The organism is Roseovarius sp. (assembly GCF_018066915.1).
GTDB lineage: Bacteria > Pseudomonadota > Alphaproteobacteria > Rhodobacterales > Rhodobacteraceae > Roseovarius.
Genome location: NZ_JAGPVV010000039.1, coordinates 1 through 21,910 on the forward strand (window position 1 = coordinate 1; position 21,910 = coordinate 21,910).

The 21,910-nt window shown below is 63.6% G+C and carries 24 protein-coding genes, 1 tRNA gene and 1 riboswitch; of the genes, 12 read left to right on the forward strand and 13 right to left on the reverse strand.

The window, feature by feature from the left end:
- The 3 genes from KBT70_RS02100 to KBT70_RS02110 all read right to left on the reverse strand — a co-directional run.
- On the reverse strand, positions 1-173 hold a 173-nt coding region (locus KBT70_RS02100; RefSeq protein WP_296628278.1), incomplete at its 3' end, for a sarcosine oxidase subunit delta.
- A gap of 56 nt (positions 174-229) precedes the next feature.
- Entirely contained in the window at positions 230-1,483 is a 1,254-nt protein-coding gene (locus tag KBT70_RS02105) for a sarcosine oxidase subunit beta family protein (protein WP_296628226.1), read from the reverse strand.
- A gap of 121 nt (positions 1,484-1,604) precedes the next feature.
- Positions 1,605-3,035: a Glu/Leu/Phe/Val dehydrogenase gene (locus tag KBT70_RS02110; RefSeq protein WP_296628228.1), complete on the reverse strand. Its 1,431-nt coding sequence runs from the start codon at positions 3,033-3,035 to the stop codon at positions 1,605-1,607.
- 318 nt (positions 3,036-3,353) lie between these two features.
- Between KBT70_RS02110 and KBT70_RS02115 the strand changes: the two genes are divergently transcribed.
- Genes KBT70_RS02115 through KBT70_RS02125 form a run of 3 tightly spaced genes read left to right on the forward strand, consistent with a single transcriptional unit; the run spans position 3,354 to position 6,273 of the window.
- Positions 3,354-5,153: a Tad domain-containing protein gene (locus KBT70_RS02115; protein ID WP_296628231.1), complete on the forward strand. Its 1,800-nt coding sequence runs from the start codon at positions 3,354-3,356 to the stop codon at positions 5,151-5,153.
- The gene (locus tag KBT70_RS02120; protein ID WP_296628232.1) at positions 5,150-5,686 is read left to right on the forward strand and encodes a TadE/TadG family type IV pilus assembly protein; all 537 of its coding nucleotides are present in this window, start codon (positions 5,150-5,152) and stop codon (positions 5,684-5,686) included. The genes KBT70_RS02115 and KBT70_RS02120 overlap by 4 nt, the downstream gene beginning before the upstream one ends.
- Positions 5,686-6,273, forward strand: coding sequence for a TadE/TadG family type IV pilus assembly protein (locus KBT70_RS02125; RefSeq protein WP_296628235.1), 588 nt, complete (start codon positions 5,686-5,688; stop codon positions 6,271-6,273). Before KBT70_RS02120 ends, KBT70_RS02125 begins: the two co-directional genes overlap by 1 nt.
- Here KBT70_RS02125 and KBT70_RS02130 read toward each other — a convergent pair.
- Positions 6,270-6,749, reverse strand: coding sequence for a hypothetical protein (locus KBT70_RS02130; RefSeq protein WP_296628239.1), 480 nt, complete (start codon positions 6,747-6,749; stop codon positions 6,270-6,272). The genes KBT70_RS02125 and KBT70_RS02130 overlap by 4 nt on opposite strands.
- A gap of 180 nt (positions 6,750-6,929) precedes the next feature.
- On the opposite strand from KBT70_RS02130, the gene KBT70_RS02135 reads away from it, so the two are divergent.
- On the forward strand, positions 6,930-7,832 hold the full coding sequence (locus tag KBT70_RS02135; RefSeq protein WP_296628241.1) for a pirin family protein: 903 nt from the start codon (positions 6,930-6,932) through the stop codon (positions 7,830-7,832).
- A 105-nt stretch (positions 7,833-7,937) separates the two neighbouring features.
- Here KBT70_RS02135 and KBT70_RS02140 read toward each other — a convergent pair whose 3' ends face one another.
- Positions 7,938-8,525 (reverse strand): TetR/AcrR family transcriptional regulator, encoded by a 588-nt coding sequence (locus tag KBT70_RS02140; RefSeq protein WP_296628243.1) that lies wholly within the window; start codon positions 8,523-8,525, stop codon positions 7,938-7,940.
- 107 nt (positions 8,526-8,632) lie between these two features.
- Here KBT70_RS02140 and KBT70_RS02145 point away from each other — a divergent pair, with 107 nt between their 5' ends.
- The 7 genes from KBT70_RS02145 (at position 8,633) to KBT70_RS02175 (ending at position 14,511) form a co-directional block, all read left to right on the forward strand.
- Complete coding sequence (locus tag KBT70_RS02145) at positions 8,633-8,929, forward strand: hypothetical protein (protein WP_296628245.1); 297 nt, start codon at positions 8,633-8,635, stop codon at positions 8,927-8,929.
- Positions 8,930-9,024: 95 nt separating this feature from the next.
- On the forward strand, positions 9,025-10,311 hold the full coding sequence (locus tag KBT70_RS02150) for a homoserine dehydrogenase (RefSeq protein WP_296628248.1): 1,287 nt from the start codon (positions 9,025-9,027) through the stop codon (positions 10,309-10,311).
- 78 nt (positions 10,312-10,389) lie between these two features.
- Positions 10,390-11,355: a class II fructose-bisphosphatase gene (gene glpX / locus KBT70_RS02155; protein WP_296628249.1), complete on the forward strand. Its 966-nt coding sequence runs from the start codon at positions 10,390-10,392 to the stop codon at positions 11,353-11,355.
- Between the two features lie 95 nt (positions 11,356-11,450).
- Entirely contained in the window at positions 11,451-13,199 is a 1,749-nt protein-coding gene (gene recJ, locus KBT70_RS02160) for a single-stranded-DNA-specific exonuclease RecJ (RefSeq protein ID WP_296628252.1), read from the forward strand.
- A 124-nt stretch (positions 13,200-13,323) separates the two neighbouring features.
- A tRNA-Glu gene (locus KBT70_RS02165) sits at positions 13,324-13,398 on the forward strand.
- A gap of 205 nt (positions 13,399-13,603) precedes the next feature.
- A complete protein-coding gene (locus tag KBT70_RS02170; protein WP_296628254.1) occupies positions 13,604-13,966 on the forward strand; it encodes an OB-fold nucleic acid binding domain-containing protein in 363 nt (120 codons plus the stop codon).
- A 35-nt stretch (positions 13,967-14,001) separates the two neighbouring features.
- Entirely contained in the window at positions 14,002-14,511 is a 510-nt protein-coding gene (locus KBT70_RS02175; protein WP_296628257.1) for a peptidoglycan-binding domain-containing protein, read from the forward strand.
- A gap of 45 nt (positions 14,512-14,556) precedes the next feature.
- Here KBT70_RS02175 and KBT70_RS02180 read toward each other — a convergent pair whose 3' ends face one another.
- On the reverse strand, positions 14,557-15,612 hold the full coding sequence (locus KBT70_RS02180) for an Mrp/NBP35 family ATP-binding protein (protein WP_296628259.1): 1,056 nt from the start codon (positions 15,610-15,612) through the stop codon (positions 14,557-14,559).
- Positions 15,613-15,861: 249 nt separating this feature from the next.
- Here KBT70_RS02180 and KBT70_RS02185 point away from each other — a divergent pair, with 249 nt between their 5' ends.
- The gene (locus KBT70_RS02185) at positions 15,862-16,086 is read left to right on the forward strand and encodes a DUF1127 domain-containing protein (protein WP_296628260.1); all 225 of its coding nucleotides are present in this window, start codon (positions 15,862-15,864) and stop codon (positions 16,084-16,086) included.
- 279 nt (positions 16,087-16,365) lie between these two features.
- Here KBT70_RS02185 and KBT70_RS02190 read toward each other — a convergent pair whose 3' ends face one another.
- The 7 genes from KBT70_RS02190 to KBT70_RS02220 form a co-directional block, all read right to left on the reverse strand.
- Positions 16,366-16,635 (reverse strand): hypothetical protein, encoded by a 270-nt coding sequence (locus tag KBT70_RS02190; protein WP_296628263.1) that lies wholly within the window; start codon positions 16,633-16,635, stop codon positions 16,366-16,368.
- Between the two features lie 108 nt (positions 16,636-16,743).
- A riboswitch (cobalamin riboswitch) is annotated at positions 16,744-16,945 on the reverse strand.
- A 49-nt stretch (positions 16,946-16,994) separates the two neighbouring features.
- Complete coding sequence (locus KBT70_RS02195; protein WP_296628265.1) at positions 16,995-17,465, reverse strand: OsmC family protein; 471 nt, start codon at positions 17,463-17,465, stop codon at positions 16,995-16,997.
- Between the two features lie 80 nt (positions 17,466-17,545).
- Positions 17,546-18,895, reverse strand: a complete 1,350-nt coding sequence (gene rseP, locus KBT70_RS02200; RefSeq protein ID WP_296628268.1) for an RIP metalloprotease RseP — start codon at positions 18,893-18,895, stop codon at positions 17,546-17,548.
- A gap of 3 nt (positions 18,896-18,898) precedes the next feature.
- Positions 18,899-20,077 carry a 1-deoxy-D-xylulose-5-phosphate reductoisomerase gene (gene dxr, locus KBT70_RS02205; RefSeq protein WP_296628270.1) on the reverse strand — a complete coding sequence of 393 codons (1,179 nt, stop codon included), beginning with the start codon at positions 20,075-20,077 and terminating at the stop codon, positions 18,899-18,901.
- Positions 20,074-20,853, reverse strand: a complete 780-nt coding sequence (locus KBT70_RS02210; RefSeq protein ID WP_296628272.1) for a phosphatidate cytidylyltransferase — start codon at positions 20,851-20,853, stop codon at positions 20,074-20,076. Before KBT70_RS02210 ends, dxr begins: the two co-directional genes overlap by 4 nt.
- A complete protein-coding gene (locus KBT70_RS02215) occupies positions 20,850-21,593 on the reverse strand; it encodes an isoprenyl transferase (RefSeq protein ID WP_296628274.1) in 744 nt (247 codons plus the stop codon). The genes KBT70_RS02210 and KBT70_RS02215 overlap by 4 nt, the downstream gene beginning before the upstream one ends.
- On the reverse strand, positions 21,593-21,910 hold a 318-nt coding region (locus KBT70_RS02220), incomplete at its 5' end, for a ribosome-recycling factor (RefSeq protein ID WP_296628276.1). The genes KBT70_RS02215 and KBT70_RS02220, both read right to left, overlap by 1 nt.

The following is a 21,910-nucleotide window of genomic DNA, read 5'->3' on the forward strand; positions in this document are numbered from 1 at the left end:
CCCTGCTCGTGCTGCCACAGATCGCGGGTCACACCCGCCGGGTTGTCGCGATTGTGGATGTAATCATCCCACTCCGGTGCCCAAGCCTCGCCCGCGGGCCGCGCCAGCGCAGCCCCCTGATAGTAGAACTCGCGACGATCCCGCTCGCCACAGATCGGACAGCCCAGCCTCATCTTACCCGCGCTTTCATCGTTCCCAAAATACTCAAATCCCGCCCTCTGCGCGCCGCTCAATGCAGGTTGTGCTGCGCGCCGGTGCCTTCTTCGTCCATCAGACCCCGGCCTGTGCGGAACCGGTCCAGCCGGAACCCCGTGGCCGCCGGATGCGGCCTGTCCGTCGCAATAAGATGCGCCATAGCATCCCCCGAACCGGGCACAGCCTTGAACCCGCCATAGCACCAGCCGCAATTGAGATAGAGCCCCTCGATGCCCGAATGGTCGATGATGGGCGAGCCATCGGGCGACATGTCCATGATCCCTCCCCAGCTGCGCAGCACGCGGGCATTGCCGATCATCGGCATCAGCGTCATGCCCGCCTCCATCACATGCTCAACAATCGGCAGGTTGCCGCGCGCCGCATAGGACGCATACATGTCCAGATCGCCGCCAAAGACGAGCCCACCCTTGTCGGACTGGCTGATATAGAAATGTCCCATGCCGAAGCTGATCACATGGTCGATGCAGGGCTTCAGCCCTTCGGTCACAAAGGCCTGCAAGACATGGCTCTCGATGGGCAGACGCATGCCGGCCATCGCCGCCACTTGGCTTGAGCGCCCCGCCACCACAATCGCCAGTTTCTTGGCGCGAATGGCCCCGCGCGTGGTCTGCACGCCACGCACCCGGCCATTCTCGATGTCGATCCCCGTCACTTCGCAATTCTGGATCAGGTCCACACCCCGATCGCTTGCCCCCCGTGCATAGCCCCAGGCCACCGCGTCATGCCGCGCCGTGCCTGCGCGTCGCTGCAAGAGCCCGCCGTGAATGGGGAACCGGGCCTGTTCATAATCGAGATAGGGCACCATCCGTTTAAGCTGCGCCACGCTCAGGAGTTCCGCATCGTCGCCGCGGTTAATCATCGCATTGCCGCGCCGCGCAATCGCATCGCGCTGCCCGTCCGAATGGAACAGCACGATCTGCCCCCGCTGAGAATGCATGACGTTGTAATTGAGGTCCTCTTCCAGCCCCTCCCAGAGTTTCAGGGAATGGCTGTAGAACTCGGAATTGCCCGGCAGGAAGTAATTGGCGCGCACGATGGTGGTGTTGCGCCCCACATTGCCACCACCCAGATAGCCCTTTTCCAGCACCGCGACATTGGTGATCCCGTGCCGCTTGGCCAGGTAATAAGCGGTCGAGAGACCATGACCGCCACCGCCGATGATGATCACGTCATACTCGGGCTTGGGCGTTGCATCGCGCCAATGCGCCTGCCAGCCCTTGTTGCCGGTCAGCCCTTCTTTCAGAACCCGCAGGCCGGAAAATCGCATGCCACTCCCCTTGCGCCCAATCTGGCGCGACTGAACCAACTTCGCCCATCAATAGCAATGGCAGAGCCGAAGCTCTGCCATCTTTCCCGCCATTTTCAGGCCCATGCGCGACCTAAGGCTGTCAGAGCCCCATGGCGCGGTAGCTCGCCGCAACCTTGGCGATGGATACGAGATAGGCCGCCGTGCGCAGGTCCGTCACATCCTGACGCCCATGCCAGACCTCGCGCATCGACTGATAGGCCGTGCGCATCGTGTCATCGAGCCCCGAGCGCACCAATTCCAGTTCGCCCGCACCCTTGAGGTATTTCTGCTTGAAATCCGGCGACATTTCCCAAGCATCCCCAAGGCCGCGATTGAGCCGCTGCAATTCCGTCACCAAGAGCTGATGGCGCGCCTCTTCCTGTCGCCGCCCGATCCGGCCAAAGCGGATATGGCTGAGGTTCTTGACCCATTCGAAATAGGACACTGTCACACCACCTGCATTGGCATACATGTCCGGAATGATCACCGTGCCCTTCTGGCGCAGAATGTCATCGGCCCCCGCCGTCACCGGGCCATTCGCGGCCTCGATGATCAACGGTGCCTTGATCTGCGCGGCATTGCCGAGATTGATCACCCCCTCCATCGCGGCGGGAATGAGGATGTCACACTCCTGCTCAAGCACCTTTGCGCCATCCTTGACGTATTTGCCCTCGGGATAGCCATCGACGCCGCCGTGGCGCGCGATCCAGTTGCGCACCGCCTCGACATTCAGCCCTTTGTCATCCACCAGCGCGCCATCGCGCTCGATGATGCCGGTGACGAGACAGCCGTCTTCCTCGCTCAGAAACTTGGCCGCGTGATACCCCACGTTGCCGAGGCCCTGCACGATGACCCGCTTGCCCTCGAGCGTGCCTGAGAGGTGCGCCGCCGCAACATCCTCGGGATGGCGAAAGAATTCGTGCAGGGCGTATTGCACGCCGCGCCCCGTCGCCTCGACCCGGCCCTGAATACCACCCGCATTGATCGGCTTGCCGGTCACGCAGGCACGGTAATTGATATCCGTGGTGTTCATGCGTTTGTATTGATCGGCGATCCACGCCATCTCGCGCTCGCCGGTACCCATGTCAGGGGCGGGCACGTTCTGGGCCGGGTTGATCAGGTCGCGCTTGATCAGCTCATAGGCAAAGCGCCGGGTGATCATCTCAAGCTCGTGTTCCTCCCATTGGCGCGGATCAAGCCGCAAACCACCCTTTGAGCCGCCAAACGGGGCCTCGACGAGTGCGCATTTGTAAGTCATCAGCGCCGCGAGCGCCTCGACCTCGTCCTGATTGACCCCCATGGCATAGCGGATACCGCCCTTGACCGGCTCCATATGCTCGGAATGAACGCTGCGATAGCCGGTGAAGGTATGGATTTGTCCGCGCAGGCGCACGCCGAACCGCACGGTGTAGGTCGCATTGCAGACGCGGATCTTTTCCTCAAGACCCGGTGGCAGGTCCATCAGCGCCACCGCGCGGTTGAACATCAGATCCACACTCTCGCGAAAGCTGGGTTCCTTGCTGGCGTTCATTCGTCCTCTCCCTGTTGCGACCCGGAGCAATAGACTGGCCCAAGTGGCGCGCGGCCCCGGTGTCCTGCCTCATGGTTAACTGATGTGGACAGTTTGTCTACCCACCCGCGCCGCTGTCCGGTGCGGGCGGGGCCCGGCCTCAGGGTTTGTCGCCAGAGTCACAACAATCGAGAACGGGCTTTTATATTGTTGATTTTAATTGGTTAACTTCTGAAATTCTGTCCGAAACCCGCCATAATTCGGCCATAGACAAAGGGGATAAGACCAGATGGTGCAGTGCGGGGTTGGGGAAAGGCTCCGTCACAATGAGGTGTTAACATGCTTTGGAATAGCAAGACATTGGATCGGGGGGTACGGTCAAAACTGCGCGAGACGACACGCGCCGGAGATTATGCAGAGCGTTTCTTCAAGGAAGAAGAGGGCACGGTCACGGTGCTCGCCTTTGCGATCTTCGTCATGTTCTTGATCATGGGCGGTATCGGGATTGATACCATGCGTCAGGAAATGGCGCGCGCCAGTCTTCAGGCGACACTGGACCGGGCTGTTCTGGCCGGGGCCACGGCGGTCAACAACGCTGCTGCACGAGCGGTGATCGAAGACTATTTCGCCAAATCCGGACAGGCAGATTATCTTGCGGCGCAAGAAGCAGGCGATATCGACATTCGCCTCAACTCGTCCAAGGTCACAGCGCGCGCATCCCAGACCCTCGACACCTATCTCATGCGTCTCGCCGGGGTCGATACCCTGGAATCCGCCGGGAATTCCACCGCAGAGGTGACGATCCCCAAACTTGAAATCGCCATGGCGCTCGACGTTTCGGGCTCGATGATGGGCGCGCGGATCGACGCGCTCAGACCCGCCGCCAAGAATTTTGTCGACTCCATTCTCGACAGCACGGAACCGAATGACGCGGTGATCTCGGTGGTCCCGTTCAGTTGGGGCGTCACCCCCTCCAAGGAAATCTACGAGGCGCTGACGGTCAACGAAAGCCACAAGTACTCCTCCTGCCTCGAGTTGCAGGATGATGATTTCGACACAACCACGATTGATCCCAACACGGCCTATGATCAGTTGATCTATACCTCCCGTGAGGGCACCACCTTTGGCGATCTGACGACAACACCCCTGAGCAGCTTCCTCGATACCTATTACCAGTCGTGCTATACTCAGGATTACTTCGATATCCTGCCCTACGCGACCACCAAGGCGTCGCTGCACGCCAAGATTGACTCGCTCGAGGCGGGCGGCAGTACCTCGAACGACGAGGGCGTGAAATGGGCGGCGGCCTTGCTTGACTCGGCCTTCCAGCCAGTCGTGCAGAGCTTACAGGAGCCGATTCAGGTTCCGCAAGACGATGGCACCATCCTGACCTATTCGCTGGTCGAACCGGCGCTGACCAATATGCCCGCTGTCTTTAACGAGAGCGACACGCTCAAGGTGATCGTCCTGATGGGCGACGGGGCCAATGACAATTCCTACCGGTTCAGCAACACCTATCGCGGGGCGAACTCGGACCTTTTCAAGCTCACCTACGAGCAAATGCAGTTTGATTACCTGCAGCGCAACTATGACGGCCGCCGCTGGTACGGCTCGCAATATCAGCAGTATTGCAGTTACAGTGGCTACACGTGCATCTACTCGCCGACTGGCGAGGAACAGGTCAGCTATTATCTGCGCCGCCCCTCTGACAGCCGCATGTTCAATGTCACCGATGGCGGTTACGTGTCGTGGTCCACGTTCAACAACTACAATGCGTCCACGCTACCAGGCTTCATTTCCAGCGAACGTCTGAGCTGGGAAACGGCATGGGGCCTGATGTCGCCACGTTTCTATTACAACATCACCGGAAACTCGGGTCCATGGAACAACTATCTCAACAACCCGATCAACCGGTCCAAGAAGGACGAGCGTCTTGAGGACATCTGCGACGCAGCCAAATCCGAAGGGATCGTGATCTACACCATCGCCTTTGAAATGGGCAGCCAACCGACCGGTGCCGACAAAATCCAGAAATGCGCGTCGTCGATCAATCATCACTACAATGCGACAACCGTGAATATTGCGAGTGCCTTCAGCGCCATCGCGGCCAATGTGAAACAGTTGAGGTTGACCCAATGACCCGCGCGTTCAGAAATTTCCTGCGCCGTTTCCGGCAGGATGATACCGGTACCGCCTCGCTCGAATTCGTTCTGGTGGCGCCCTTCTTCATCGGCATCATGATCTTTTCGATCGAGATGGGGTTTGTCACCATGCGCGCCACCTTCCTCGAGCGTGGTCTCGATATGGCGGTGCGCGAGGTGCGGCTGGGCACCGGCACAGCCCCACAGCATGATGACATCAAGCAGATCATCTGCGCCAACACGGTGATCATCAACGATTGCGAAAACAATCTCCGGCTACAAATGCGGTCGGCAGATATCCGTAACTTCAACGGTCTCGACGCCGAGGCCGATTGCACAGACGAGGCAGAACCCGCCAAGCCGGTTCGTGAATTCGTGCCCGGTCAGCAGAACGAGCTGATGCTCTTGCGCGCCTGCCTCAAGTTCCGGCCATTGTTCCCGGCGGGGGTGCTGGGCAGCAAACTGGTCTCGGACAGCAGCGGCCAAGCCGCGCTCATCGCCACCACCGCCTTTGTTCAGGAGCCAATCTGATGACCCTGCGCCCTGCCTTCAAGATGCTGCGCCGGTTCTGGAAACAGGAATGCGGGACCGCCGCCATGGAAACGGTCGTCATGTTCCCCTTCCTCTTCATGGGACTGACCTTCAGCTACGAATATTTCGACATGTTCCGCTATCAGAGCGTGCGCGAAAAGGCGACCTACACTGTTGCCGACATGCTCTCACGCGAGACGGCTGAGGTAAACGAGGCCTATATCAACAACGTCAAGGTGCTGTTCGACATCATGACCAACGATGACGGCAACAATCAGGTGCGCGTCACCGTGGTGCGCTACCACCTCGACACGGACAACAACATTGACGAATTCGAACTGCGCTGGTCCGAAGTGCGCGGCTCGGGCGACCTCAACCCGCTGAGCGCCGACGATGTGCGCAACGCCCATGCGACCCTGCCGCAGATGCTTGATGGACAGGAGCTCATCCTGGTCGAGACCTCGTCGGACTATGATCCGGTATTCTCCACCGGGTTTACCGATGGCACCAATATCAAGACGCGGATGTTCGTGCCGCTGCGCTTTGCCTCACAACTCTGCTTCGAGGGTGTCTGTACCGCCGCCTAATCCTGCGACTGACGGGTGATCAGGTCCTGAATTTGCTCGGCCATGAACTTGGCCGGCGTGCCAGAGGTGACACCGCCCACACCCACGCTGCGCCCGACGCGCCACCAAAGCCCCGGTTGCCAAACGGCCGGGGCTTTTTCCGTAAGCTGGATGCGAAAGCCGTTCGACGGCTTGAACGCGAATACCCCCCGGTCCACCGAGCGCATCTGCGCCACGGGCGCGATCATCCGCCCTGTGTTGTCGCGCAGCCCGTCCCGCGTCAGGATCAGCCATTGCGCCGTGGCCCGCCACATCCGCTCGGCCAGAAAGACGCAAGTGGCCCCAAAACCGACCATGAACACCAGCCAACCAAGGCTCGGTGATTGCACAAGCGCCAGATAAAGCAGCGTCAGCCCCAGACCCGCGACCGATCCCACTCCGAGAATCCGACGCCCCGCAGAGGCCCCCAGTGCCGCCAATACCTCTTCATCCTGCATGCGATCTCTCCCTTTGCGCCCGGCTTTACCCCGGATCGTTTCCCATGGCGAGAGGGGCGCGCGCAAAATGCACAGGCGCGGGTGACGCGCAAAATGCACAGGCGCGGTTCATGGGTGAACAGACGGACCCATTCCTTGAACCGTCCGCCTGCCTATATCCTGTGGCAAAGGAGATTCCTCATGTCCATCAGACCCGTTTTGGAACAACGCGCCGCAACCCCCACGCTGGAGGGGGCAGGCGTGCACCTGCACCGTGCCTTCGGCTTTCAGGACCCCACCGAACTTGATCCGTTCCTCTTGTTCGACGATTTCCGCAATGATGACCCCGCCCGCTATACGGCCGGTTTTCCATGGCACCCGCATCGCGGCATCGAGACCATCACCTATGTGCTCGCGGGCACGGTCGCGCATGGCGACAGTCTGGGCAATCAGGGCAGTCTCGGCGCAGGCGATGTGCAATGGATGACCGCCGGATCGGGCATCCTGCATCAGGAAATGCCGCGCGGCAATGCGCAGGGGCAGATGCACGGCTTTCAACTCTGGGCCAACCTGCCCGCCGCGCAAAAGATGACCACGCCCCGCTATCAGGACGTGAAATCGTCAGACATCCCCGAGATTACCGACGATGACGGCACCCGCGTTCGGGTGATCGTGGGCGATTTCTGGGGACAGCGCGGCCCTGTGGACGGCATCGCCGCCGATCCGCAGTATCTCGACATCTGGGTGCCTGCGGGGGTCAAGAAATCCCTTCCGGTCGATACCTACCGGCGCAGCTTTGCCTATGTGTTCGAAGGAGCCGGTGCCTTTGCCGATGCTTCAAAACCGACCGGCGTTCTTCTGGAAAAGGAAGTAGCCGGGCAAGAGGTGCATATCCGCGACCTCTCTGGCGACCGAACGCTGATCCGCTTTGGCACTGGCGACAGGGTCACGGTGCAGGCGGGCGAAGACGGCGTGCGGTTCCTGCTCATCTCCGGCGCGCCGATCCAAGAGCCCGTCGCGTGGCACGGCCCAATTGTCATGAACACGAAAGACGAGTTGCGCCAAGCCATGCGCGAACTGCGCGATGGGAGTTTCATTAAATGAGGCGTGGGGGCAGGCGAAAGGCGGCGCTCACGCCAAGTGACAAGCAGCGCGGGAGGGATGAACAAACAGCGTCTCGCGCGCCCCTATGCACACCACACGCTCCCCTCACCCCACCACCGACCGCCGCACCATATCCCAATAGACCGCCTCGACCTCCGCAAGTGACAGGCGGCCCTCAGCGCGATACCAGGTGTTGACCCCTGTCAGCATGGCGATCAGCGCCATGCTGGCAATGCGCGGCTCGGCGACCACCATCGCGCCCGCCTCTGCCCCCCGCCGCAACACCGCCTCGAGCCGCGTCTCATACTCTCGCCGCAGCCCCTCGATCACCGCAAAATTCTCAGGCTCCAGATTACGCAACTCCATGTAGGACACAAAGACCGCATCGGCCCGGCTGGTATTAAAGCGGATATGAAACCGGGTGAACGCCTCCAAGGCTGCCATCGCATCGCCCTCAGGCTCTGCCGCATCCCAAGCTGCCAGCAAATCCTCCATATGCCCGCGCATCAGATCAAAAAGCAGCGTCTGTTTATCCGGCGTGTAATTGTAGAGCGCGCCCGCCTGCACCCCAACCGCCGCCGCGATCTGCCGCATCGAGACCGCCGCATAGCCATGCCGCGCAAAAAGACGCAGCGCCGCGTCGCGCACGCGCGGGCCGGTGATATCGGAATGAGAGCCTTGGGTTCGTGCCATGACACCGGGTTTAACTGAACATTCGTTCAGATCAAAGCCCGGCTTGCTCTCTGACCCCAAAGAATGGCAAGACAGAACCATCCACCGGAACAAGGATACCGGCCGCCATGGCTCTGCGCCTACCTCTTCTGATCCTGATCCTGATCACCGGCCTTGTGGCGGGATGCAGCGATATCCTGCCGCTCGACCGGACCGTCGACAAACGCACGCGTGACGCCTCCTATCCCGATCTGATCCCGGTGGAAGAGATCCGGGCGCAGGCCACCACGCCCCAAATCACGCCCGACACCGCCGATACTCTCGACCGGCGCAGCGCCGGGCTGCGTGCGCGCGCCGCGCGGCTCAAGGGCGGTGTGGTCGATCCCGGCACCCAAGACCGCATGCAAAGCGGTGTGAGCGACTGAAAACAACGCCCCAGCCCGTGCAAGCCGCGTTGCAAGGCATCACCGAACCCGTTACATCGCGGCAAATCCATAGACAGTGACAATCGGAGAACCCCATGAACACACCCCTGCGCCTTGGCATCGCCGGATTGGGCACGGTTGGCACCGGGGTCGTGCGGATCATCCGGCAGAAGGCCAATCTTCTGGCCGCCCGCGCAGGCCGTCCTGTGGTCATCACCGCCGTCTCGGCGCGCACCCGCGACAAGGATCGCGGCGTCACGCTCAGCGACTACGCTTGGGAAGACGATCCCGTCGCCCTTGCCAAACGCGATGATGTGGATGTGTTTCTCGAACTCATGGGCGGCTCCGATGGCCCCGCCAAGGCCGCGACCGAAGCGGCGATTGCCGCAGGCAAGGATGTCGTCACCGCCAACAAGGCGATGCTCGCCCATCATGGTCAGGCACTGGCCCTCGCCGCCGAGGCGGCAGGCTGCGTGATCCGCTTCGAGGCCGCCGTCGCAGGTGGCATCCCGGTGATCAAGGCGCTGACCGAGGGTCTGGCAGGCAATGACATCACCCGCGTCATGGGCGTGATGAACGGCACCTGCAACTATATCCTGACGCGCATGCAATCGGCGGGCCTGCCCTATGCGCAGGTCTTCGACGAAGCCGCCAAACTGGGCTATCTCGAGGCCGATCCGACGCTTGACGTGGGTGGCATCGACGCCGGTCACAAGCTGGCGCTGCTCGCGTCCATCGCCTTTGGCTGTCAGATCAATTTCGCTGCTGTGGCGCTCGAAGGCATCGAAAAGATCACTATCGAGGATATCCGCCACGCCGCTGACATGGGCTATCGCATCAAGCTCCTGGGCGTGGCGCAGATGACCGGGCGCGGGCTGGAACAGCGGATGTCGCCCTGCCTCGTGCCCGACACCAGCCCCCTTGGCCAACTGGAAGGCGGCACCAATATGGTCGTGCTCGAAGGCGACAATGTCGAACAGATCGTGCTGCGCGGCCCCGGTGCGGGCATGGGCCCCACCGCGAGTGCCGTCATGGGCGATGTGATGGACATTGCGCGCGGCTTTCGCCTGCCGACCTTTGGCCAACCCGCCGCCGGTCTGGCCCGTTGCCAGACCGCCGCGAGTGCAACCCCCGCCCCCTATTACATGCGCATGTCGCTGATCGACAAACCCGGTGCCTTGGCCAAGGTCGCGACTTTGCTGGGCGAGGCGGGCATTTCCATCGACCGCATGCGCCAGTATCGCCATGATGCCACCACAGCGCCGGTGCTGATCGTGACCCACAAGACCACGCGCGACGCGCTCGACACCGCCCTCACCGGCATCAGCCGCCTCGACGTGCTGTCGGGCGAGCCGGTCGCGCTGCGCATCGAAACCGTCTGACACGGCCCGGCCGCCGGACTTGTGCGCCAGACTGACCGGCGCTAATGCTGATTTGACCTGATGTACAAGGACCATCCCATGACCTCCGATACCGCCTTCAACGATCGCATGCTCTCGCTCGGCCTTGCCCGTGTGGCCGAACAGGCCGCTCTGGCCTGCGCCGACCTGATCGGGCGCGGCGATGAAAAGGCCGCCGATCAGGCCGCCGTCAACGCCATGCGCGAACAGCTCAACATTCTGGCCATCAAGGGTGTCGTGGTGATCGGCGAGGGCGAGCGTGACGAAGCGCCGATGCTCTTTATCGGCGAAGAGGTGGGCACTGGTGACGGCCCCGGCGTCGATATCGCACTTGATCCGCTCGAAGGCACGACCCTGACCGCCAAGGCCATGCCCAATGCCCTGACCGTGATCGCCATGGCCCCGCGCGGCACGCTCTTGCACGCGCCCGACACCTATATGGACAAGCTGGCGATCGGGCCGGGCTATCCCGAGAATGTCGTCTCCCTCGCCATGAGCCCGCGCGAGCGGGTCGAGGCGCTGGCCGCCGCACGCGGCTGCCGCCCGTCCGAAATCACCGTCTGCGTGCTCGAACGCCCGCGCCATCAGGAAATGATCGACGAATTGCGCAGCACCGGCGCCGCCGTGTTCCTGATCCCCGATGGCGATGTGGCGGGCGTCATTCATTGCGCCGAGGCCGACCGTACCGGGATCGACATGTATATGGGCACCGGCGGTGCGCCCGAAGGCGTGCTGGCGGCCTCTGCGCTCAAATGCATGGGCGGGCAAATGTGGGGCCGCCTCGTGTTCCGCAACGAGGATGAACGCGCCCGCGCCGCCAAGGCCGGGATCACCGATTTCGACCGCATCTATTCCCGCGACGAGATGGTGACATCCGATGTGATCTTTGCCGCCACCGGCGTCACTGACGGCTCGATCCTCTCGGGTGTCAAACGCCGCCCCGGCTATGTCGAGACTGAAACCTTGCTCATGCGCTCGCGCACCGGCTCGGTGCGGCGGATGATCTATCGCAGCAAACGGGACTGAACGCGGCATAGGGGTAGGGGGCGCTGCCCCCGTCCCGGATCAAGTCCGGGACTCCCCCGAGGTATTTGCCGCCAGATGAATGAGAGGAGGCGCGAATGGGACCGGCCTTTCTCGGAGTGGAACACTCGCTCTTGGGGCGTCGCTGGGTTGGTCCGGGGGTCGAGACCGACCGCCTAGCCGAAGCAATGGCGCAGGCCACCGCCCTACCCCGCCCGCTCTGTCAGACATTGGCCCGACTGGGTGTGACCGAGGATGCCGCCGAGGCCTATCTCGCCCCCACGCTGCGCGATCTCTTGCCCGATCCGCGCAGCCTGCGCGACATGGAAAAGGCTGCAGCGCGGTTTCTGCGGGCTGTTCAGGCCTCAGAGCGGATCGCCATCTTTGCCGATTACGATGTCGATGGTGGCACCTCTGCCGCGCTGCTGATCGACTGGCTGCGACAGATGCAGGCCCCCACGCCCACGCTCTATATCCCCGACCGGATCGACGAGGGCTATGGCCCCAACGTGCCCGCCATGTCCGATCTGGCCGCGCGCCACGATCTCATTGTCTGCGTCGATTGCGGCACCCTCAGCCATGAGGCGATTGCCGCCGCCAAGGGCGCGGATGTGGTGGTGCTCGATCACCATCTGGGCGGCGAATCCCTGCCCCCCGCCCTGGCCGTGGTCAATCCCAACCGTCAGGACGAGAGCGGCGATCTCGCCCATCTCTGCGCCGCCGGAGTGGTTTTCCTGATGCTGGTCGAGGCCGGGCGTCAACTGCGTGCGGCGGGTGCAGAGGGGCCGGACCTGATGGCGATGCTCGACCTGGTGGCGCTGGCCACCGTGGCGGATGTGGCGCCGCTCATCGGCGTCAACCGCGCCTTTGTGCGCCAAGGCCTGCGCGTGATGGCGGCGCGCACGCGCCCCGGTCTGGTGGCGCTCGCGGATGTGGCGCGGATGGACACAGCCCCCAATGCCTATCACTTGGGCTTTCTCCTTGGCCCGCGCGTCAATGCCGGGGGGCGGATCGGCAAAGCGGATTTGGGCGCGCGCCTCTTGGCCTCGGACAATGCCTCAGAGGCCCGCGCTATGGCCGAACGCCTCGATCAGCTCAACACCGAGCGGCGCGAGGTCGAGGGGCTGGTGCGTGATGCCGCCCTTGCTCAGGCCGAGGCGCGCGGCTTTGATGCCCCCCTCGTCTGGGCGGCTGGCGAAGGCTGGCATCCCGGCGTCGTGGGCATTGTCGCAAGCCGCCTCAAGGAGCGCGCCAACCGCCCCGCCATCGTGATCGGGCTGGACGGGGCCGAGGGCAAAGGCTCTGGTCGCTCGGTCTCGGGCGTCGATCTCGGGGCTGCCATTCAACGGCTGGCCAGCGAGGGGCTCTTGATCAAGGGCGGCGGGCACAAGATGGCCGCGGGCCTCACCGTGGCGCGCGACCGGCTCGAGGCCGCGATGGCGCGCCTTGCGGAGTTGCTCGCCAAGCAGGGTGCCGGCGCGGGTGGCCCCGCCGATCTGCGGCTCGACGGTCTCTTGATGCCCGGTGCCGCCACCGTCGAACTGGTCGAGCGGATCGAAGCCGCCGGTCCGTTTGGCGCGGGCGCGCCCGGTCCCCGCTATGTCTTTCCCGATTGCCAGATCACCTTCGCCAAGGCGCTGAGCGGCGCGCATCTCAAGCTGCGCTTTGGCGATGGCATGGGGGCCAGCCTCGACGCGATCTGCTTTGGCGCGCTTGATGGCCCCCTTGGACCTGGATTGCTGAACCACGGCGGCGCGCGCTTTCACCTTGCCGGGCGGCTCGACATCAACAGTTGGGGCGGGAGACAGACCGTGCAATTGCGCCTCGAAGATGCCGCCCCGGCGTGAAAATCCGCGTGCCCGACGCCCCCGACACTCGGGGGATAAAATTCTGAATGCAGGGCGAAGTTTTTGCAAAATCCCTCTTGCACCCCCCGCCGCTTTTGCCTAGTTACGCGTCACGCCAAGGCATGGCCCGTTCGTCTATCGGTTAGGACGTCAGGTTTTCAACCTGAAAAGAGGGGTTCGACTCCCCTACGGGCTGCCACTTTCCCCCTAAATTAGCAGACTGCCGTCCTTGGATCTGGGAAACACCGCGCTACGTCTTATTGGCGCGACATGAAGCGCGACTTTCAAATCTCGTTGCACCGCATCACAGCGTGCCACAGTGACCGTCTACGCGCTTGCACAAGGCGCTCGGGATTGGATAGCTCTTCCTCAAGATTACCCGCGCCAGAAAACCCAGAGACCTCATGCCCCCTGCCCGTCCCCCCTCTGCCCTGACCGCCGCCGCCTTGCCCGAGGTGGTGCCGGGGCGGCGTGTCACGGTTGCGGGGTTGGTTCTGGTGCGCCAGCGCCCCGGCACCGCGCGCGGCGTGGTCTTTGTCACGCTCGAGGACGAGACCGGCACCGTCAATGTCGTGATCTGGCGCAAGGTGTTCGACCGCTTTCGCCGCGCGGTCATCGCCGGGCGCATGCTGCGCGTGACAGGCCGTGTCGAGCGGCAATCGGGCGTGACCCATCTCGTTGCCGAAGAGATCGAGGACATCTCGTCCCTGCTCGACCTTCTAGCCGATCCCGAAACCCCGCTTTCCCCGCCAGAGCAAACAGGCTAGGCTTGGCCGGTCCATCGCCTGCGAGACGCCTGCCCATGATGCCTTTCCGCCTGTCCTGCCTCGTGCTGGCGCTCGCCCTCGCCGCCTGTCAGCCCGTGACCTCCGGCGCGGATCGCCCCAACCTCGGGGCCGAGGCCCCGCCGGGGGCCGCCCCCGGCACCTGCTGGGGGAAAAAGGACACCCCCGCCGTGATCGAAACCGTCACCGAACAGGTGCAGCTCACCCCTGCCGAGACAGATGCCAAAGGCGGCGTTCTGCGCCCCGCCACCTATGCCACCGTTACCCGTCAGGCGATCCTGCGGGAACGCGTCACGACATGGTTCGAGACCCCCTGCGCCGATGTGCAGACGCCCGAGTTCATCGCCTCGGTGCAACGCGCGCTCGCGGCGCGCGGCCTCTACACCGGGCAGATCACTGGCCGGTTCGATGCCCGCACCCGCGCCGCCATCGCCCGCTATCAAGCCCCCCTCGGCCTTGAGAGCGACACGCTCTCGCTCGACAGCGCCCGCCGCCTCGGGCTGGTGGCCACTCCGATCACCGAGTGAGCGCAGCGCGGTTCGATGTCTCGAACCTGCTTGCGGCCTCTCCCTTCACCCATGCCCCTCGCGGATCAGCCGGAGCGCCAGTTCTGCATAGGCTCGCGCCGCCCCGCTGTTCCCCGCCGCCACAGGACAGCCTGCATCCCCCGCAAGTCGGGTTTCCAGATCAATCGGCAAGGCTGCCAAGAGCGGAAGGCCCAGCCCCTCGGCTTCATGCTTCACCCCGCCATGACCAAAGACATGCGCCTCATGGCCACAGTCCGGGCAGGTAAAGAACGACATGTTCTCGATCATGCCCAGAATCGGCACATCCAGCGTGCGGAACATGTCCATCGCCTTGCGCGCATCAAGAAGCGCCACATCCTGCGGGGTTGAGACGATGATCGCCCCATCAGGCCGCGCGCGTTGGCTGAGCGTCAGTTGCACATCGCCCGTGCCCGGCGGCAGATCGACGATCAGCGCATCAAGATCGCCCCAATCCACCTGCGCCAGCATCTGCTGCAACGCCCCCATCAGCATCGGACCCCGCCAGATCACCGCCTTGGCCGGATCGAGCATCAGCCCGATCGACATTACCTTGACGCCATGCGCCTCAAGCGGTGTGATCCGCGTGCCATCCGGGCTTGCCGGGCGCGCGCTCAGCCCCATCATGCGCGGCTGGCTCGGCCCGTGGATATCCGCGTCGAGCAATCCCACGCGCCGCCCCTGCCGCGCCAGCGCCACCGCCAGATTGGCCGCGACGGTGGATTTGCCCACGCCGCCTTTGCCGCTGGCCACCGCCAGCAGCGCGCCGATGCCCTCGGGGCGGATCGAGGCATTGCCGCCCTTGGGATGCTGCCCCAACTTCAAGACAGGCGGGGCCGCCTGCGCCGTGAGCACGACGCGCGCCCGAACTATCCCCGGCAGGCTCAGCGCCGCACGCTCGGCGGCGGCGCGCAGCGGCTCCATCATGCGCGCCATTTCCGGGCTTGGGGCCTCGATGACAAAGCGCACCTCGCCCGCCTCTACCTCCAGCGCGCGCACCATATCCCGTGACATGAGATCGCCCCCGTCGGGCAATTCAAGGTGCCGCAACCGCGCTTCAAGTTCGCTGCGAAAATCGCTCATTTTCGGTCCTTTGGTCCAGGGTTGCTCTTTCGTCCACCGCACAACCGGGGCGGCAGATCTTCACATAACGCCTAAAAAATGCCGCATTTGCTTAACCTTAGGTCACTTTCGGCGTATGCAATTGCTGCATAGCAGCATTGCTTATCATGGGTATTGTGCAGGCGCAGCAAAAGCGTATCTTAGTCTCAACAAAAGGCGAAACGAACCTCGCCGAACTTGAACACGATCAAATCCGCAAGGACCCGAAAAATGCCGACGACGTTCCACACCAGCCGCTCTGCCGCCGCCCTGCTTGGCGAAGACCTGAGCGCGGCTGTATATGCTGCAATGCAGCGCATCGTGAATTATCGCACCTATCGCCGCACGGTCAATGAGTTGTCGCAACTGAGCGCCCATGACCTCGCCGATCTGGGCCTGCACCGCAGCGAAATCCGCCGCGTTGCGCATGAAACAGTTTACGGCCACCGGTCGTAATAAAGGATCAGATACCCCCCTCCTCCTCCCTGGGGTATCTGTTACGGTCACGGGCATCTTTCCTCCTCCCTGATGCCTAGGGCCGTCAAATCGGGACTGAACAAGTCCTTTCGTTTTGCGGATGGCCCTCTCCTCCTCCCTGGGCCGGACGTATAGGAAACGGCGGCACCCCTCCTCCTCCCTGGTGCCGCCGTTTTTTATTGCGCGGACGCAAGACGGCGATCACAGTCTTCCAGCAATTCCCGAAAAGGTGCCGCGCGGATCACGCAGGCGCCTGTCTCAATGCACCACGCGCGCCCGACATCGCCGCATCGGCCTTGCCAGACACACCCTGCTTGCCTCTTGCAAGACCCCGACAAAGGCCCGTGCCGCGTCGCTTTCCGCGGCCTGTGCCGCTGGACAGTCCAGCGCCGCTCGCACCATCTGCGTTGTCACGGGTCCCTCAACGCCACAGGCCCAGTGCAGAAACCCCATCCGCGCCACCTGCACCGCCTGCGCGCCGGTGGCGGGACTGCGCTCCAGCCCATCCATGATTCGTTGAAAACTCATCTTCAGCTCTCCCCGACCGCACCCCGGGTCGGATGGGGCAGGAAGGGCAAGGGACATGGCACGACAGAGAAACCGGCTTGGCGCGCGCACGCCCGCACCGCACCCCGCGATTCGACGTCACGCCAAGGCTGGTTTCCGGGCTTGGGCGGCAGGCCACGTGGCCCTCGCGTCGCGGCACCTTCCCGGACAATCCTGCCCAGTGGCCTATTGCCGAAACGCCCTCCCTTACCGTTGCGGGGGCAGCGCCGGAGTTGCACCGGCTTCCCAATTCTCCGCCCCAAAGGGCGGCACCCTGACAGGATCAGCCTAGCCGCGCAGCCACCCAAGCTGCAAGCCTGAAACCGACGCCACCGGACAACTCACGCCAGAACCCGGTAGCGCGCCGCGTAGATCACTGGAAAATTCACCGACCGCGCAATGAAGCAGAAGGCATGCACTTGCCCATGCAGCGCATCGGCTTGGGCAAGGTCAGTCCCCACCGGCACCGCAATCCTTGGCCGCAGCGTGGCGCGCAGAAAGCGGCTCGCCCCGGTGCTGTCGGTCTCGCCCACGGCGAGCGGATCATCTTCGTAGGACTGCACGGCAATGCCTGCATCACTCGCCAGATGCAGAAACCACAGCATGTGACACGCGCTGAGCGCGGCAATCAGCATGTCCTCGGGATTGTGCAGGCCGGGGTTTCCTCCCAGCAGCGGATCGTTGGAACAATGGATCACGGGCTTGCCCGGCGTCTCGACATTCCAGGTGCGGTCATAGCCTTTGTAATGCCGCGTCCCCTCGCCCCGGTTTCCGGTCCAGACGACGCGGGCGGTATAGTCATGTTCCGACATGCTCTGCGCTCCCTCACGGCACACGCGCAGCATCGCGCGAAATGCTCACGCCGGACAAGTCAGGATTGCCTCACCCGCCCTTAGGGGCAGAAAATATCGTTGAAGAGGGCAAACAGCATCAGCGACAGAATGAGCGTGAGACCAACGGTCATCAGCACCCGCAACGCCCGCTCGCTGGGCGGACGGCCCGCAACCGCCTCATAAGCGTAGAACACCAGATGCCCGCCATCCAGAACCGGCACAGGAAAGAGATTGAGCAGACCCACCGCCGTCGACAGCACCGCGATGAACCAGATGAAACTCTGCGCGCCCTGACTGGCCATCGCCCCCGACACCTGCGCGATGCCGATCGGCCCGGACATATTGCAACTGCTGATCGCGCCCGTGATCATGTGATAGAGCCCCGAGAGCGAGCTTTGGATGATGTCGCCGATCTGGCCCACCGCATCGCCCACCGCCTCGATCAACCCCAGACGCTCGGTCGCAGGCTCAAAGGCCATGCCGCCCGCAATCCCGATCCGCCATTCGGTGCGAAACCCGCCTTCGGGCTGCGGCTCGTCCACCCGGCGCGGCGTGATCGTGACCTCGTGGCTCTCGCCCTCTGGCCGCCACACCGTCAGGGCAATCGGTGCCCCGTTCGACCCTTCGACAACATCCTTGAGCTCTTCAAAGGCCACAATCGGCGTGCCATTGACCGCCGTGATGACATCACCCGCCTCCAAATCCGCGGCAAATGCGGCCGATTGCGGTGCAAGCCCGCTGATCAAGGGCGGCATGAGCTGCGGCCCCATCGCCTCGATCTCGCGCCCCGCACGCTCGACCGTGTAGCGCAAGAGCGCCTCTCGCGGCAGCGCGTCGATCATGTTGTCATAAACCTCGCCCGAGGCCACATCGGGCAGGGGTTGCCCCTCGATGCTCAGCACCCGGTCGCCCGGCTCCAGCGTGACGCCCGCAACCGGCAGCGGCTTGAGCGCGCCCACGGTCAGAGGATCGGCGGTCTTGCCACCGGTCATCATCACGGCGCTGAAAATCACGATGGACAGGATGAAGTTGAACACCGGCCCCGCCGCCACCGTCGCCGTGCGCGCCCAGAGCGGCGCGCCGTGCATGGTCTGGCGCAGGCGTTCCGGCGGCAGCGCGGCCATCGCCGCACCGTCCTTGCCGCTGGCGGCATCGGAATCCCCCAGAAACTTGACGAACCCACCAAAGGGCAAGGCCGCAATCTGCCAGCGCGTCCCATGCCGGTCCATGCGCGAAAACAGCACCGGGCCGAAGCCAAGCGAGAACACCTCGGCCTTGATCCCTGACCAGCGCCCGACGATATAATGGCCATATTCATGGACAGCGACGATCACAGAGAGGGCCACGACAAAGGCCAAAAGGGTCAGGAACAGATTGCCGAACTGCGGCAGAGAGGTCAGAATTTCCACGCTTTATCCTTGGGTTCTTCGCTGCGTCACGACCAGATCGGCCTGCTTCCTAGCCAGATGGTCCATATGGGCCACCACATCAAGGGTCAGATCGGAATTCCGCGCCTCGGGCGCATCCTGCAACGCGGCCAGAACCTCTTCGACCACGATATTCATATCGGTAAAGCTGATCCGCCCTGCGATGAAATGATCCAGCGCCCGCTCCTTGGCGGCATTGAAGACCGCCCCCGAGAGGCCCCGCGCCTGCATCACCTCGCGCGCGAGCCGCAGCGCCGGATAGCGTTCGGGGTCGGGCGGGCGGAACTCCAGCGTGCCAATCGCCGCCAGATCGAGTGCTGCCACCGGCAGCGCCTGTCGCTGCGGCCAGTTCAGCGCATAGCCGATGGCATGGCGCATATCAGGCGGCCCAACATGCGCCATCAAGGCCCCGTCGCAGAACCCCACCAGCGCATGCACAAGCGACTGCGGATGAATGAGCACCTCGATCTGATCGGGGGCAAAGCCAAAAAACTCGCGCGCCTCGATCATCTCCATCGCCTTGTTGAACATCGAGGCGGAATCAATCGTGATCCTCTGCCCCATTGCCCAATTGGGATGGCTTGACGCCTCGGCCACCGTGGCGCGGGCCAGTTGCTCCAGCGGCCAATCGCGGAACGCCCCGCCCGAGGCGGTGATGATCACCCGGTTGACGGCGGCGTAATCCTCGCCCACCAGGGCCTGAAAAATCGCCGAATGTTCACTATCCACCGGCAGGATTCGGGCGCGGTTGGCCCGTGCGGTGCGCATCATCAGCGCCCCGGCTGTCACCAGCGATTCCTTGTTGGCCAGCGCCAGCGTCGCGCCTTGCTCCAGCGCCGCCAGACCGGGCGCCAGCCCCGCCGCCCCGACAATGGCCGACATCACCCATTGCGCCGGACGGCTGGCCGCCTCGATCAACGCGGCCTTGCCTGCCGCCGCCTCGACCTTGCTGCCCTTGAGCGCCTCGCGCAGCGACACGAGCAGATCGTCATGCGCCGTGACCGCCACCTCGGCCCCCAGATCAATCGCATCCCGCGCCAGCCGGTCGATATGATGCCCTCCGGTCAGCGCCACCACTTGATAGGCCCCCGGCGCGCGGCGGACCAAGTCAATCGTGTTCTGCCCGACAGAGCCGGTCGCGCCCAGAATGGAAATTCGTTTCATGCCACCCCCGGCAAGAGGCCCAGCGCCCACATCATGACAACCACCAGAGCCGCCCCCAGCATCGCATCGAACCGGTCCAGCACACCGCCATGACCGGGGATGAGATTGGAACTGTCCTTGACCCCCCGCAGCCGCTTGACGGCACTTTCGGCAATATCACCCATCTGCCCGGCAAACCCCACCACCACCGACAACGGCACCAGCGCCAGCCCCGCTTTGGTCGGCCCAGCAAAGATCAGGCCGATCACCGCCGCCCCAACCCAGCCCGCTATCGTGCCAGACCAAGTTTTCTTGGGGCTCACCCGCGGCCAGAACTTGGGCCCGCCCAGCGCGCGCCCCGCGAAATAGCCCGACACGTCAGAGATGACCACAACCGCCACCAGCCATAAAACCCAGACCAACCCCGCCTCGGCGCGCAGGGTGCCCATGGCGTAACAGCCCAAGAGCGCCCAGATCGCCAGTGCAAAGAACGGCCCGCGCTCGCGCTCGACCGAGCTTGAAGCGACGACCACCGCCGCCAAGAGGACCGGCAAGACCATGATCCCCGGCAGCCACAGCGCCAGCGCCACCGCCACCGCCGCCAGCACGCCAGAGCGTAGCGCATCGGGGGCTGCGAACATCCGCGCCGCCTCCCAGATCATCGCGCCCGCCAGCGCACAGACCAGCGCGGCAAAGGGCAGCCCGCCTACCCAGATCTCGACCGCGCCTACGATGATCAGCACGATACCCGAAACAAGCCGGGGCCAGAGATCAGCCCAGCGCGCCGCGCCGCTCATGCAGGCACAGCGCCGAAGCGGCGATCCCGCGTGCCATATTGCGCGAGCAACCGCGCAAAGACATCCGGCGTGAAATCCGGCCAGAGTGTGTCGATGAATTCATATTCCGCATAGGCCGACTGCCAGAGCAGGAAATTGGAAATCCGCGCCTCGCCGCTGGTGCGGATCACCAGATCGGGATCGGGCAACACATAAGTATCCAGATACCGGGGCAAGGTTTCCTCGTCCACATCCTCGGGGCGCAACCGCCCTGCGGCCACATCCTCGGCCAGCCGCCGCGTGGCGCGCGACACCTCGTCCCGCCCCCCGTAATTGAGCGCGATGGTCAGGTTCGTGCCCGTGCAATGCGCGGTCATCGCCTCGGCCTCGTCCATCAGCCCGCGCAGCTTGGCATCAAGGCGCGGTCGGTCGCCGATAAAGCGCACCTGCACGTTCTCGCGCACGAATTCCTGCATTTCCTTCATGATGTAGCGGCGAAAGAGGCTCATCAGCCCGGCCACCTCAGTCTGCGTCCGCTTCCAGTTCTCGGTGGAAAAGGCAAATATTGTCAGATACTTGACACCCAGACCGGGGCAGGATTGCACAATCTCGCGCACCCGCCGCGCGCCTGCGTGATGGCCAAAGAGACGCGGGCGCCCACGCTTTTGCGCCCAGCGCCCGTTGCCATCCATGATGATCGCCACATGGCGCGGCCCCGTCGCCGGGGTTGATTTTCCTGCCATGGGCGCGCTTTTTGCCATCAGACCTGCATGATCTCTGCTTGCTTGCCCTCAAGCAAGTCATCCACATGCTTGATGAAGCGGTCAGTCAGGGATTGCACCTCGGATTCCCAGAATTTCTGGTCGTCTTCCGACATGCCGTCGGTCTTGGCCTTCTTGATCTGGTCCATCCCGTCACGGCGCACATTGCGCACGGCAACGCGGGCATGTTCGGCATATTGCGCCGCCACACGGGTGAGCTCCTTGCGGCGCTGCTCGTTCAATTCGGGGATCGGCAGCATGATGATCGTGCCATTGAGCTGCGGATTGATGCCCAGACCACTCTCGCGAATGGCCTT

What these genes read in the sequence shown, in the direction of transcription:
- KBT70_RS02105 (WP_296628226.1), bottom strand. Translation starts at nt 1,483, where the DNA reads ATGCGATTTTCCGGCCTGCGGGTTCTGAAAGAAGGGCTGACCGGCAAC.
- KBT70_RS02110 (WP_296628228.1), bottom strand. Translation starts at nt 3,035, where the DNA reads ATGAACGCCAGCAAGGAACCCAGCTTTCGCGAGAGTGTGGATCTGATG.
- KBT70_RS02115 (WP_296628231.1), top strand. Translation starts at nt 3,354, where the DNA reads ATGCTTTGGAATAGCAAGACATTGGATCGGGGGGTACGGTCAAAACTG.
- KBT70_RS02120 (WP_296628232.1), top strand. Translation starts at nt 5,150, where the DNA reads ATGACCCGCGCGTTCAGAAATTTCCTGCGCCGTTTCCGGCAGGATGAT.
- KBT70_RS02125 (WP_296628235.1), top strand. Translation starts at nt 5,686, where the DNA reads ATGACCCTGCGCCCTGCCTTCAAGATGCTGCGCCGGTTCTGGAAACAG.
- KBT70_RS02130 (WP_296628239.1), bottom strand. Translation starts at nt 6,749, where the DNA reads ATGCAGGATGAAGAGGTATTGGCGGCACTGGGGGCCTCTGCGGGGCGT.
- KBT70_RS02135 (WP_296628241.1), top strand. Translation starts at nt 6,930, where the DNA reads ATGTCCATCAGACCCGTTTTGGAACAACGCGCCGCAACCCCCACGCTG.
- KBT70_RS02140 (WP_296628243.1), bottom strand. Translation starts at nt 8,525, where the DNA reads ATGGCACGAACCCAAGGCTCTCATTCCGATATCACCGGCCCGCGCGTG.
- KBT70_RS02145 (WP_296628245.1), top strand. Translation starts at nt 8,633, where the DNA reads ATGGCTCTGCGCCTACCTCTTCTGATCCTGATCCTGATCACCGGCCTT.
- KBT70_RS02150 (WP_296628248.1), top strand. Translation starts at nt 9,025, where the DNA reads ATGAACACACCCCTGCGCCTTGGCATCGCCGGATTGGGCACGGTTGGC.
- glpX (WP_296628249.1), top strand. Translation starts at nt 10,390, where the DNA reads ATGACCTCCGATACCGCCTTCAACGATCGCATGCTCTCGCTCGGCCTT.
- recJ (WP_296628252.1), top strand. Translation starts at nt 11,451, where the DNA reads ATGGGACCGGCCTTTCTCGGAGTGGAACACTCGCTCTTGGGGCGTCGC.
- KBT70_RS02170 (WP_296628254.1), top strand. Translation starts at nt 13,604, where the DNA reads ATGCCCCCTGCCCGTCCCCCCTCTGCCCTGACCGCCGCCGCCTTGCCC.
- KBT70_RS02175 (WP_296628257.1), top strand. Translation starts at nt 14,002, where the DNA reads ATGATGCCTTTCCGCCTGTCCTGCCTCGTGCTGGCGCTCGCCCTCGCC.
- KBT70_RS02180 (WP_296628259.1), bottom strand. Translation starts at nt 15,612, where the DNA reads ATGAGCGATTTTCGCAGCGAACTTGAAGCGCGGTTGCGGCACCTTGAA.
- KBT70_RS02185 (WP_296628260.1), top strand. Translation starts at nt 15,862, where the DNA reads ATGCCGACGACGTTCCACACCAGCCGCTCTGCCGCCGCCCTGCTTGGC.
- KBT70_RS02190 (WP_296628263.1), bottom strand. Translation starts at nt 16,635, where the DNA reads ATGAGTTTTCAACGAATCATGGATGGGCTGGAGCGCAGTCCCGCCACC.
- KBT70_RS02195 (WP_296628265.1), bottom strand. Translation starts at nt 17,465, where the DNA reads ATGTCGGAACATGACTATACCGCCCGCGTCGTCTGGACCGGAAACCGG.
- dxr (WP_296628270.1), bottom strand. Translation starts at nt 20,077, where the DNA reads ATGAAACGAATTTCCATTCTGGGCGCGACCGGCTCTGTCGGGCAGAAC.
- KBT70_RS02210 (WP_296628272.1), bottom strand. Translation starts at nt 20,853, where the DNA reads ATGAGCGGCGCGGCGCGCTGGGCTGATCTCTGGCCCCGGCTTGTTTCG.
- KBT70_RS02215 (WP_296628274.1), bottom strand. Translation starts at nt 21,593, where the DNA reads ATGGCAAAAAGCGCGCCCATGGCAGGAAAATCAACCCCGGCGACGGGG.